The following is a 12,493-nucleotide window of genomic DNA, read 5'->3' on the forward strand; positions in this document are numbered from 1 at the left end:
CTCTCTCCTTACAGCGAGATAAAGGTTTCATTATTGCTTACCGTTGCTAACCCCAGTGCTAACGTGGCACTTGGGTAAGCTTCAACGTTGTAAGCAAAATCTGTTACTACGACTTTTTCAGGCGCGGCTTGAAGGCGCGCTAGGTAGCTACGCAGGTCAAAGTAACTTCCCTCAATAATTAAGCGCATGTTATGACGGTAAAACGGTGTGCTTTGAGACTCACCGTCACCAAAGCGTACTGTTTCGGTAGGCTCGACCTTAAAATTCACTAAACGTACGTTGTCTTCTTCGTTTAGAAGCGTCATAAGCAGCTCGGGCATTCGATCGGCTGCGACAAACCCTTCATTAAGTGAAAGTAGTGCCTCATCAATTGATAGTAGGTCTTTTCTGGCCTTATCGAGTTCTAGCTGCGTGCGCTTTGTATAATCGATGGTTAGCGCTTCTTGAATAGCATCTCTTTGAATGACCAATGCTTTGTGCTCGCTCTCCTTTCTGATGACTGCTTTATCGGTTGCAGACAAGTCATCAAGTGCAGGCGAAACACCGAACCAGAAGAATAGATAGATAATGAGAGCAAAACTCACCCATGTAATTAGCTGTTTTTCTCTGCTTTCAAGAGCGGAGAATTTCTCAGAGAGCTGCTGGTACTGATTCATCAGCGTCTCCTTCAAAATCTGTGGATATCAAGAATTGTTTCACGTTTTCTTTGCCGTCTACTTCATCAAACTGCACTGAAGAAAATGACTTACCTTGGAAAAACGGAGACTGCTGCAACTTTTTAAGCCACACAGGTATAGATGAAGGCGCCAAGGTTTGGCCTGACAGGCGAATGGTTTGTGTATCGATATCAATACTCGTCAGCCATAGGTTCTGATTGTGGAAATTAGCCAAGTCGTCCATCACCTCGCCGTACTTTGTTGCGTCAAATGACAACTCTCCGCTATCAAGATACGCTAACAGACGTCTTCGGTTTTCAATTTTGGCGTTCACCTTTTCAAGCTGTTGCTGAAGCGACTGGGTGTCTCGTTTCTTCTCGAGTGCAGCGCTTAAGGTTTTAATTTCGCTATTCAGTTGGCTAATCGCGTTTGTTTTTTCATTTAACTTTTTCTGCTTCGCCCCCAACGTAATATTGAGCGCGATTACCACCACCAACATGACACCTATTGCCGCGCCATTAAGCCAAAGTACCTTCGAGAATGGTAACCGCTCTTTCTTTGGTTTAAGAGAGTCCTGATAGAGGTTTATCGTTCTTTTCATGCCACCTCTCTCGCTGCAACAAGTGCACTTGCTAACGCAAAGTGGCAGGCAGGTTCAACTACATCGGCTAAATTAAGCTGTGAAGTAAAGACATTCATGGCAACGGGCTGAAACGGCTTCAGCCGTTCGATCACTGGCACACAGTCAAATTGAGTTTTAAACAGAATTTCTTTTAAAGGTGGCTGCTTAAGTTGCGACTCATAGAAATCCATTGAGCGTTGAATTTCTAACCCCAAAGTATCACTTAGCTGTGACAGGTCTGTCTGCTCATTAACTTTGCTTACAAATCCACGTAAGCGACGTGCCAACCAAATAGCCTGAGAGCGCACTATCATTAAAAACGGTTCACTGTTGGGCTCTTGGATGATGAGTAGTCGCGCATAGTCATCATTTGGCACCATTTCAGTTGCTAACACTTCTTTGGTGTGGATATGTGTAAGCTGCTTGTCTTTCTTTTTTGCCATGCTCGCTGCGACGGCAGCAAGTGAGGACCTTTCGGCAGCGAATACATTTATCTTTTGGCCGCCACTCCGACTTTTAACCGGGTAGTCGACATAGTCTAAAACCATGTTGCTGGAGTCATAGGGAACCAGCTCTCCGAGAGTCCACGGTAACGCTGTTGTAATATCCTCTTCTGCCATTTCTGGCTTATCAACCTGTACCATGTGGTACATATGCTGTGAAAGCACTATAGAAACATTACAGGTCGACTTAGCAAACGGGCTTAACGCCGCCGATAGCTGTTGCTTGAGAGGCTGATGCTGATCATAGGGAATTGAAGAAACAGAATTAAGTGAAACAGCGTCGCCACTGCGCTCTATAGCCACAATGTGTAGCTCAGAAGCACAGACCGATACGCCTACAGTGACGCTAGTTTTTTTACTTTTCGAAGAAAATAAGCGTGAAAGCATATATCTACTTAATTCGTTAATGCCGAGTATTATCTTATAATCAACAATACCTTATGGCGCCAATAAGTAACATGGCATTAACTCAAAAGTAGACTAATTATCTAAATAGAACAAATACCTATATAAGCATAGGCCTATATTGTGCACCCTCGTTTATGTGGCCAGTTTAATCGCTTAAATTTGTTACTGTTCCATTTGCAGGAAAATAGTCGAAATACGCGCCGCTACTTAAGCTGAAGCGACACCAATAGTTGTCTTCGTTCTCTTCAAGTTCAGCATAGTAGTCTGCATGGATCTTAAAGCCGTCCACGCGCAGTGGTGTCGCCATTAGCGACGTCCATATTTTTTCACACCCTTCACTAGAAAGCTCTGCGGTCGGCCATCCGTTGTGATTCATTCGCACCGGAGTACGATTCGTTTCTTTGCCCGACTCGTTGTAGTGAATCAGCATTATCATAGTGGTGGGTTGGCGGACTCGCCATTGCCAGTGAGACGAGACGACGTGACGCTTAAACGTATCTAGATTTAGTGCAAATGCGGTGATTGTGGTGTCTTGCTCGTCGGTATGAAGAAAGTTGATAGTGACGCCAAAGGTAATTGCAAAAATAGCTGCAATAGCCGCTTTAAAAACATTAGACGTGGAAGGTTTCTTTTTGTTGGTTTTATTCATTGTCGATTCCCCATGCCTTTGTTCAAGTCGTTAGCGCTTGTTAGGCATTGTTCTATTTTATCGACATTTTGAAGAAAAAATGAAGTAGGTATAAATAAACCTTAAGAATTTCTGGTTAAAAACGAAGGCTCAGCATTATGGCAACGGCTTGTGCAATATCGTAATTCCCCAAAAATCACCGTCTTTTTGCTTTAATTGCCAGCCATTTTTTATGAGTGTTTTTCGGGTGTAATAGTTAGTCATACCATGCCCGAATAGCACTATCCGCTCGTGTTTCTCACACAGTTTTTCAATACGCTCGGAAACAAGATTAACCCTTTGCTTGGCAGCTTTGAAACTTTCAAATCGACCTTTAAATCCTATAAACCATAATGCACGGCTTAAGACGACCCAGTGCCAACTGCGCAAGGTGAACGGAAGTTTGTAATAAGGAATATCCATTTCTTTAAGATGGGGCAACTCTTCATCAATTTGAGTCGCGCCGTAATAAGCCGCAGACAATTTAGCCCTTAGTAACGGGCTAACCACAATGTAGCTGTCGTCGATATGGGTCTTCTGCTTTGGGTGACTTGTTGGATCGAGTATCGATTTATCATAGTTACGCACCCACTGAGCATATTGAGCTGCGTTTACTTTGTCATTATGCGCCGAGAGAGGCTTACCGTGTCTAATAAGTACGACTTCCTTGATGGAAGTATTGTTTATCACGTCCATGTTCATTTTAAGTCGTCTACTTTATCCTGTTGGGCTAGCTAATCAATGGCGATTGAGCCACCTTATCGCTTTTCAAGCAAAGATGGCTCCTTCTAATGCGTACCTTTTCATGGGTTAGGCGCTTGCCAATACAGCATCCACAGACTCATCCGATTGAACTGCGCCAGAAACTTTCGTTGAGATATAAGAAGACAGCGCTTCCTGTTGGGCTTTGTCCAAGCGTAATCCATGTTTTGTTCTGCGCCAAATCACGTCTTCTAGACAACAAGCCCACTCGCAATCTATAAGGTAGTCAACTTCTGCCTGATACATACCAGCCCCGAAATGAGTCCCCATAGCATCGACTGACGCTTTACCTTTAAGAAACTTATAACATAGCAAACCATACTGTCTTGCGTAGCGTTCAGCGATAGCGTTGTCCAGCCAAGAAAACTCGGAATTTAGTTGAGCAACTAGCGATTCTTGACTCTCAAACGCACCACCTGGTAGCGGTACTTCTTTGGTCCACGCTTTTTTCGCTTTCGGGAAACATGAGACAAGTTTATCTACTGCGTGCTCTGAAAGCTTTCGATAGGTTGTAATCTTGCCGCCGAAGATATTAAGTAATACGGGCTTTCCAGCCTCACCCTTAAGCTCTACTTTATAGTCCCGAGTAAGTTCTTGTGCTGACGCGTTTTTCTCTTCTAAGAGTGGGCGCACGCCACTGTAAGTATGGACTATATCTTCGCGCGTTACTTTGGACTTGAAGTAGTTGTTTACGACATCAATTAAGTAATCAGTCTCTTCGTTTGAAATTGCAGCGTCAGACGGATTACCTTTAAAGTCTTCGTCTGTCGTGCCCACAAGTGAGAAATCACCTTCGTAAGGGATCACGAATACAATACGCCCGTCTTTATTTTGCAGAATGTACGCTTCATCAGAGTTATATAGCTTGGGAACGACAAAGTGACTTCCCTTTACCATGCGCATCGCATTGGGGTTGTGAATATTTACCAAGCGATCTAGAAACGATACTGCCCACGGTCCAGCCGCATTGACAATTGACCTGGCCTTAACTGTAAACGTTTTCCCTTGAGACGTTTTAAGCTCCACATTCCACAAATTATCTAACTTTTCAGCTTTAACGCATTCAGTAAGCGTATATATCTTCGCCCCCTGATCTTGGGCAGCTAGTGCATTTAGTACCACTAAGCGTGCGTCATCTACCCAACCATCTGAGTATTCAAAACACGTTGAAATATCGCTAACCAGCGGGCTTTCACTGGTGGTCGTTAGCTTACGTGAGCGCGGTAACATATTGCGCTTAGCCAGCGAGTCATAGAGGAATAAACCAATTCGTATCATCCACGCAGGGCGTAAATGCTTTTGGTGAGGCAAACGAAAGCGTAGCGGCCACATGATGTGAGGCGCTTTCTTCAACAACACTTCACGTTCTGCCAGCGCTTCTTTCACTAGGCGAAATTCATAATGTTCTAAATACCTAAGTCCACCATGAATTAATTTGCTGCTAGAAGAAGACGTTGCGCCTGCGAGGTCACCTTTCTCGCACAAAGCAACCGAAAGCCCGCGTCCCGCAGCGTCAAGCGCGACGCCTACGCCGTTAACACCGCCGCCAACGACTAAAACGTCGACTGTCTGTTCAGTTTGATTGCTTTGACTCATACATTGCCTCTAGTGGTATTTATATGGATATCCTCATATGGTTGTCTATTTGACAAGCAAAAAGAAAACATGTCAACACAAAACGAACATTTACGAACATTAAAGAAAGTTAAAATTCGTAATTAAAAGGAATGAACAAATCCAATCGCAACAATATTTGACTGATTTACATTGAAAAATACGTGGTGTGTAAGTGCGCTTGCGGCAACAGTGCGTAATGTTTAAAGAAGGCTGCCAAAAAGTAGAATGCGACCAAAACCGAGAACAGGTTTAAGAGTAGTGGAAAACTATGGTAAATAGATGGTCACGCTTTGACAAAGGAGATGTTATTTTCTTCGATTATCTTGCTTATGCTGGGCGGCGGCGTTTTATCACAAACCAAGCAATCAACCTGTGAAATGTGCCCCTGCTCCACCATTGCGCGGCGTTCAAACTTACTGTAGTCCGCAGCTAATATAACGTGTTGAGTATGTTCCAAAATGGCTTGGGACACTTTCACTTCTCTGAAATCAAAGTCAAGTAGTGCACCGTCCGAACTAATACCACTGATACCGATTATGCCGTAATCCATGCGGAACTGGCTTATAAAATCGCAGGTTGCCTCGCCAATGATTCCGCCATCGCGATAGCGAACTTCACCGGCAGCAATTATGACGGAGAAATCCTCTTTAGCCGAAAGAATGGTAGCAACGTGAATATTGTTGGTTACCACGTGAAGATTTTTGTGGTTGAGCAACTTAGTTGCAATCGTTTCCGTCGTCGTACCGATATTAATGAACAACGATGCGCCGTCAGGGATCATTGCAGCCACTGCTTCAGCAATTTTCTCTTTGACTTCGCTGTTTTGGGTTTTCCTTTCCTGATATGGCGTGTTTTCCCAACTTCTGTTTAGGCCAGCACCACCATGATAGCGGCTCACCACACCGTTTTCGGCAAGCTGGTTAAGGTCTCGGCGGATTGTTTGCGGCGTAACTTCGCAAGCACTGACCAAATCGTCAATAGACATAAAACCATGTAGCTTTATAAGCCCAACAATTTTTTCGTGTCTTTGCGTTTGATTCATCGCGAGTCCTCAGAATTAGAAAATTACATCAATTATACGTGCTTAACTTCAATGTTCCCATAACAAAACGAAACGCCAATGTTCGTTTTCGAAAATATAGCATTGTTAATCCTGTGTAAATGATGCAAACTCTATGAAAACTATCTTCAGGAGTGACCTTATGGGACAACATATCCTTGCCATTGACCAAGGTACAACAAGCTCTCGCAGCATCATTTTTTCTCCAAAGGGCAGTATAGACGCTATTGCACAGCAGGAATTCTCTCAAAAATATCCGAAAGATGGCTGGGTTGAGCATGATCCAGAGGAAATTTGGGAAAGCGTTGTCTCTACCCTCAAAGAAGTTTTCAATAAATGTTCATTAACACCATCAGATATCGCAGCCGTTGGTATCACTAACCAGCGCGAAACAACCTTAGTGTGGAATAAAAACACTGGCGAGCCTGTCTACCCGGCTATCGTTTGGCAAGACAGACGCACAGCCCAGCTTTGTCGTGATTTAAGTGAAGACGAAGAGCTCGTCTCACACATTACTGAATCGACAGGGCTTCTGTTAGACCCTTATTTCTCTGCCACAAAAGTAGCTTGGATATTAGACAATGTAGAAGGTGCAAGACAGCAAGCCGAGGACGGAGAGCTGCTGTTTGGAACCGTAGACACGTTCCTTATATGGCGCTTAACGGGTGGTGAGTCACACAAAACTGATGCCACCAATGCCTCGCGTACAATGCTGTTCGACATCAATAACCAATGCTGGGATGAGAAATTACTTAATAAATTCAATATCCCACGCTCAATGCTACCCGAGGTGATGGATTGTGCGGCTGACTTTGGTGTAACGAAAGAAGACATCATAGGCAGAGCTATTCCTATCCAAGGCGTAGCAGGCGACCAGCAAGCAGCATTAGTAGGCCAAGCGTGCTTTGAAAAAGGCATGGCCAAGAGCACCTACGGTACCGGCTGTTTTATGATATTGAACACTGGTGACGCCCCTTTGCAATCGAAAAACCGATTACTCACCACCGTTGGGTATCGTTTAAACGGCAAAACGACTTATGCGCTTGAAGGCAGTATTTTTATGGCCGGCGCAACCGTTCAATGGCTCAGAGATGGTCTGAAGCTTATCGACGATGCCGCCGAATCTGAGGCACTTGCACAGCGAGCAAGACAAGATAACGGCGTCTTCCTTGTCCCGGCATTTACTGGTTTAGGCGCACCTTATTGGGATCCAGATGCCCGTGGCGCAATTTTAGGTTTAACCCGCGACACAGGCATTAGCGAAATCGTTGCTGCGGGACTTCAGTCTGTTTGCTACCAGACTAAGGACCTGCAAAAAGCAATGGAAAGCGATGGCGCTCGCCCCACAACTATTCGTGTAGATGGCGGTATGTCGCGTAATGATTGGGTAATGGGCTTTCTTTCAGACATATTGGGCGCTGAAGTAGAACGCCCTGAGATTACGGAAACCACCGCTCTTGGTGCTGCCTTCTTAGCAGGATTACAGGCTGGTGTCTTCAATTCAATCGACGATTTAACCCATTGTTGGAAGAGTGATAGCGTTTTCACTCCAAGATTGACCAAGCAAGAACGTGATCAAGCCTATGATGGTTGGAAAGCCGCCGTCGACCGTATCCGCTGCAGCTAATTTTCCTTTATTTTTCTGATTGTTAATAAAGTGCGGCTATAGGCCGCACTTTTTTTATACAAAAAAATTTTTTATAACATTGTAATTACATTGTCATTTTGTGCTAGTATTGGATCCAAGGTAAACGTTTCACCTTTTACCTTAAATCAGAAACGCTATATTTTTCATAAAGTTACAAATAATAATCACGAAAATATAACGTTAAATGTGTAAAAGTATTGTTAATAAGCTTGATCCGCACATACTAAAAACGTAATTTAAGTGCAAAGTACGTTAAAACGTAGCCTACTCACGGAGAAAACACAGTGACACATAAAATTAACACATCACAGTTAGGCCCTATCGCGAAACGCTCACTTTTAGGTGTTGCTATCGCCTCTGCCCTACACGCCCCTATTTCACTGGCACAGGAAGCAACTACTGCTACTGATAAAGAAGTGGAAGTTATCGAAGTTAAAGGTTTTACCAGCTCTCTGAAAGCATCAATGCTAGATAAGAAAGCATCTGATGTTGTTTACGACGGTATTACGGCTGAAGACCTAGGTAAATTTCCAGACCAAAACGTAGCTGAATCACTACAAAGAATTACTGGTGTTGCCATTGATCGTTCAGGTGGTGAAGGTCAATTTATTACTGTGCGTGGTTTCGGCCCAGATTTTAACACCGTACTTGTTAACGGCCGCCAAATTGCTACAGAAAACCAAGGTCGTGCTTTTAGTTTCGATACGCTTCCAGCTGAACTTATTAGCGGTGCAAAAGTTTACAAGAGCCCTCTCGCGTCTATGCAAGAAGGTGGTATCGGTTCAACCGTAGAAATCACAACTGCTCGCCCATTCGCATTTGACGGCTTTAAGGCCGTTGCAAGTGTAAAAGGCATGTACGAAGACATTTCTGAAGAAACAACGCCACAAATGTCGGGCTTAATTACCAATACCTTTATGGATGGTAAACTAGGTGTGTTAGCTGCTGCATCATTCCAACAGCGTAAGCTACAAACAAACATGCTAGAAACTCGCTACTGGCGTCCTGAAGTTAGCCTAACCAATCGTTCTGAGCTAGATAACCCTGATTACGCTGACAATGCTCAGTTCAACGGTGTGTACATTCCGCAGAACTTTGACCAAATCGTTGATTTAGTCGATCGTGAAAGAACATCTGGTAACCTTGTTGTTCAGTATGCTCCTAACGATGACATGACGCTTACTTTAGATGGCCTTTACTCTAAATTTGAAGTTGACTCAGACGCACACAGTGTTGGCCATTGGTTCTCTGATAGCAACCTCGACAACATGTCTTTTACTGACAACGGTAGTCTATCAGGTGTAACAAGCACCGTTGTAGACGGTGTTGGTGGTGCGACTGACTTTATTCGCCGCCGCTACGGCCGAGATGTTGAAATCCAAGCATTCGGTGCAAACTTTGAGTGGTTAGTAAACGACAACTTAACTGCAAACATTGATATCTCAACTTCAACTGCCGAAGACAGCAGTGGCGGTGACAACTTCTTCACTGTTGTGGGTTATAACAATGAATACAGTGTAGATTTCACAGGTGCTACCCCATCATTGACTGTTGCCGGTGGTGATGCCGCTTTGCAAACACCGTCACTAGGTCGTATGCACTACAATGAGCGTAACGGTTTTGACACGGAAGATACCATCAGTGAATACCGTGCAGACTTCTCTTGGGTACCTGATTCAGACAATGCGTTCTATAAAGCAGATTTCGGTATCTATTTCCAAGATCGTGAAAAATCTAATACTCGCTTGTTCGCTTCTGGTTGTGACATTTATTGTGGCTACACATTCGATCTTCCTGACGAGCTTCTAAGTGTATTTACTGCACAAAACTACTTCGGTGGTGTGCCTAATCAGTGGCTAACTTACGACCCTGAAGCGTTCTTTGACTACGCAACGTCTGATGCAGCAGTACAGCAAATTGCAGACGCTACAGGTGAATCGTTTGATGACGTTCGCGCAGCGATTGATGCAACAAATATTGGCAACCCACAGCCAAGCAATGACTCATTCGTAGTGAGCGAAGAAGTATTAAGTGCGTACGCACAATTCTACTTCACTACTGAAATCTCAGAGATGCCACTTGATGTGAATTTTGGCTTCCGCTACAGCGAAACTGACACTTCAGTAGACGGGACAAGTCAGATTGTAAGAGATCTTCAGCCAATCCCTAACGATCCGTCAGACCTTAATGTAGTTTATGAAACAGAAGTAGGTGCGCCGGTTAACGAGAAAAACAGCTACTCTTCGCTGCTTCCTAATTTAAACGTTAAGCTACAGTTAACAGACGATTTATACCTACGTTATGCGTTTTCTGAAACGCTAACGCGTCCAATGATGGATGACTTAGTGCCTGTATTTAATGTTACTGTGAGCCGTCCGGGTAACTTGCAAGCACAAGCGGGTAACACTGAACTTAAGCCATATAAAGCGACCAGCTGGGATGTATCTTTAGAATGGTACTACGATGATACTAGCTACTTCTCAGCAGCAGCCTTTAACAAAGAAGTGGAAGATTTCATTGCAGGTGATGTTGCTGATGAGTCTCTTTTCTTAGAAAGTGGCGAGTATGTATTTAGCGTTCTGCGCCCTCGTAACGGCGATACGCTTGAAGTTGAAGGTCTAGAGCTTGCTTGGTTGCACACGCTTGAAAGCGGCTTCGGTATCCAAGCTAATGCTACTATCGTTAACTCAGATGCAGAATTTAGCCTACCAGGTTTAGGAAACTCACAAAACATTACATTGTTCTACGAAAAAGATGCGTTCCAAGCGCGTGTTGCACTGAACAATCGTGAAACCTTTATGCAAGAAGCGGTAAGTACTCTTGGTGGTACCGAGCCTCGTTTCACTGAGACTTACACCCAAGTTGATATGAGTGTAAGTTACGATGTAACTGAGTCTCTTACGGTATTCTTCGAAGGCATTAACATTACTGACGAAGAGCTAACGCGTCGCGGTCGCTTATCAGAACATTTCGTTCAACAAGTTGCTGACGGTGCTCGTTACGCTGTAGGTGTTCGTGCTAGCTTCTAATAACAACTAGTCTATCAAGGGGGCGGTGTTGCCCCCTTTTGCCTTTATTCTGCTGAGGAGTTTTTCGTGTCAGGCAGCTTAACCCAACTTGTCGTTTTTATTTTCATCACCGCACTTATCGGGCTTCTTACCTATATAAAGTGTCGCGGTCATGGGCATAGTAAAGCCAACGAAAACAAAGAATATTTCTTAGCTGGCGGCGGACTAACATGGATATACGTCGCGGGCTCAATAACGTTAACTAATTTAAGTACCGATCAACTTGTAGGGATGAACGGTAACCAAATGGCACTGCTTGCGTGGTGGGAATTTGCCGCGGTGGCGGGCCTAATCATTCTCGCGCGAGTTTTTCTTCCCGTCTATTATCATTATCAGTGCACCACAACCACCGAATTACTGGAAATGCGCTATAACAACAAGCATATAAGAGCACTAATAGGCCTTCTTTTCTTCCTAGGTAGCAGCCTTATTTTCATGCCTGCCGTAATCTACACCGGCTCGCTTTTCATGATTAACATGTTCAATGTAGACATTCCACTTATGTATGTTGCCACCGCTTTTGCATTGATTGGTGCTTTCTACGCTATCTTTGGTGGGCTTCGCGCGGTTGCAGTTTCAGATACCTATTCTGGCGTATTGCTTTTGACTATGGCGATTGTTGTTGTCGTTCTTGCACTATTCGCAATCGATTTTGATTTCTCGGGCATACCTGCCGAACGCTTAACCCTAATTGGTGATAATGATTCACCTCTACCATGGCACACGTTATTAACCGGTATGGTGTTTATCCAGACTTTCTACTGGAGTACGAATCAGGTAATCACTCAGCGCGCCATGGCTGCACCTAATTTAAAAGAAGCACAGAAAGGCGTATACGCTGCAGCGATCATCCGCTTTATCGTTGTTCCTACCATTATCGTAGTTCCAGGTATCATTTCGTATAAGCTGTACGGCGATATCAACGATGCCGCTTACGGTACGTTGGTAGGTGATGTTTTACCTAGCTGGCTATCAGGTGTATTTGCAGCGGCCCTCGCTGCAGCAGTACTCACTACTTACAACAGTAACCTCAACTCTGCGACTGCACTTTATGTCTGCGATATACACGAGGCGTATTTTCAGAAGAAGCCAAACGTTGCGCGCTTGAGCGGCTTTGTGACCGCGGCGCTTACTATTGTATCGCTAGTTATGGTTCCTGTGTATGCGCAAGCAGAAAGCATCATCAACCTGCTTCAACAACTTTTCGGGTTGTTAAGTATGCCTATTCTTTCCATCTTTATTGTTGGATTACTATTTAATAACGTAAACGCCAACGCGGGAATAGCGGCAGTTGTCTTTGGTGTGGGTCTATACGCTTTCTTTAGCTTTGTACACGCTCCTTTCGGCCTGCACTACATTCACCTGATGTTGGTCACATTGGTTTGCTGTATTGCCCTCGCCCTTGTCTTAAATCGGGTTGTATTTAAGCAAAAGGCAGAATGGCGTGGTCGTTTGATAGAGAGCGAAGAAGCACACGGCTAA

General features: G+C 44.2%; 10 protein-coding genes. 3 read left to right on the forward strand and 7 right to left on the reverse strand.

Going from position 1 to position 12,493, the window contains the following annotated elements; genetic code table 11:
* Positions 1–8: 8 nt before the first annotated feature.
* The 7 genes from ACFI6J_RS05420 to ACFI6J_RS05450 all read right to left on the reverse strand — a co-directional run bounded on the left by ACFI6J_RS05420 (position 9) and on the right by ACFI6J_RS05450 (position 6,277).
* The gene (locus ACFI6J_RS05420) at positions 9–656 is read right to left on the reverse strand and encodes a type II secretion system protein M (RefSeq protein ID WP_061439059.1); all 648 of its coding nucleotides are present in this window, start codon (positions 654–656) and stop codon (positions 9–11) included.
* Positions 631–1,257, reverse strand: coding sequence for a PilN domain-containing protein (locus ACFI6J_RS05425; protein WP_061439056.1), 627 nt, complete (start codon positions 1,255–1,257; stop codon positions 631–633). The genes ACFI6J_RS05420 and ACFI6J_RS05425 overlap by 26 nt, the downstream gene beginning before the upstream one ends.
* Positions 1,254–2,168, reverse strand: coding sequence for a type IV pilus biogenesis protein PilM (locus ACFI6J_RS05430; RefSeq protein ID WP_156085765.1), 915 nt, complete (start codon positions 2,166–2,168; stop codon positions 1,254–1,256). Before ACFI6J_RS05430 ends, ACFI6J_RS05425 begins: the two co-directional genes overlap by 4 nt.
* 166 nt (positions 2,169–2,334) lie before the next feature.
* Positions 2,335–2,838, reverse strand: coding sequence for a hypothetical protein (locus ACFI6J_RS05435; RefSeq protein ID WP_239240361.1), 504 nt, complete (start codon positions 2,836–2,838; stop codon positions 2,335–2,337).
* A gap of 135 nt (positions 2,839–2,973) precedes the next feature.
* Positions 2,974–3,558 carry a phosphoglycerate mutase family protein gene (locus tag ACFI6J_RS05440; RefSeq protein WP_462585773.1) on the reverse strand — a complete coding sequence of 195 codons (585 nt, stop codon included), beginning with the start codon at positions 3,556–3,558 and terminating at the stop codon, positions 2,974–2,976.
* A 108-nt stretch (positions 3,559–3,666) separates the two neighbouring features.
* Positions 3,667–5,214: a glycerol-3-phosphate dehydrogenase gene (gene glpD, locus ACFI6J_RS05445; RefSeq protein WP_377948678.1), complete on the reverse strand. Its 1,548-nt coding sequence runs from the start codon at positions 5,212–5,214 to the stop codon at positions 3,667–3,669.
* A 304-nt stretch (positions 5,215–5,518) separates the two neighbouring features.
* On the reverse strand, positions 5,519–6,277 hold the full coding sequence (locus ACFI6J_RS05450) for a DeoR/GlpR family transcriptional regulator (RefSeq protein WP_377948680.1): 759 nt from the start codon (positions 6,275–6,277) through the stop codon (positions 5,519–5,521).
* Between the two features lie 160 nt (positions 6,278–6,437).
* On the opposite strand from ACFI6J_RS05450, the gene glpK reads away from it, so the two are divergent.
* From glpK to ACFI6J_RS05465, 3 genes are all read left to right on the forward strand, one after another.
* The gene (glpK, locus tag ACFI6J_RS05455; protein ID WP_014947887.1) at positions 6,438–7,922 is read left to right on the forward strand and encodes a glycerol kinase GlpK; all 1,485 of its coding nucleotides are present in this window, start codon (positions 6,438–6,440) and stop codon (positions 7,920–7,922) included.
* Between the two features lie 305 nt (positions 7,923–8,227).
* The gene (locus tag ACFI6J_RS05460; RefSeq protein ID WP_014947886.1) at positions 8,228–10,972 is read left to right on the forward strand and encodes a TonB-dependent receptor; all 2,745 of its coding nucleotides are present in this window, start codon (positions 8,228–8,230) and stop codon (positions 10,970–10,972) included.
* A gap of 66 nt (positions 10,973–11,038) precedes the next feature.
* Positions 11,039–12,493: an SLC5 family protein gene (locus ACFI6J_RS05465; protein ID WP_075177610.1), complete on the forward strand. Its 1,455-nt coding sequence runs from the start codon at positions 11,039–11,041 to the stop codon at positions 12,491–12,493.

The sequence above is a fragment of the Alteromonas sp. G4i13 genome, from assembly GCF_054960505.1.

Coding starts and splice junctions, on each gene's coding strand:
- ACFI6J_RS05420 (WP_061439059.1), bottom strand. CDS start 656: ATGAATCAGTACCAGCAGCTCTCTGAGAAATTCTCCGCTCTTGAAAGC.
- ACFI6J_RS05425 (WP_061439056.1), bottom strand. CDS start 1,257: ATGAAAAGAACGATAAACCTCTATCAGGACTCTCTTAAACCAAAGAAA.
- ACFI6J_RS05430 (WP_156085765.1), bottom strand. CDS start 2,168: ATGCTTTCACGCTTATTTTCTTCGAAAAGTAAAAAAACTAGCGTCACT.
- ACFI6J_RS05435 (WP_239240361.1), bottom strand. CDS start 2,838: ATGAATAAAACCAACAAAAAGAAACCTTCCACGTCTAATGTTTTTAAA.
- ACFI6J_RS05440 (WP_462585773.1), bottom strand. CDS start 3,558: ATGAACATGGACGTGATAAACAATACTTCCATCAAGGAAGTCGTACTT.
- glpD (WP_377948678.1), bottom strand. CDS start 5,214: ATGAGTCAAAGCAATCAAACTGAACAGACAGTCGACGTTTTAGTCGTT.
- ACFI6J_RS05450 (WP_377948680.1), bottom strand. CDS start 6,277: ATGAATCAAACGCAAAGACACGAAAAAATTGTTGGGCTTATAAAGCTA.
- glpK (WP_014947887.1), top strand. CDS start 6,438: ATGGGACAACATATCCTTGCCATTGACCAAGGTACAACAAGCTCTCGC.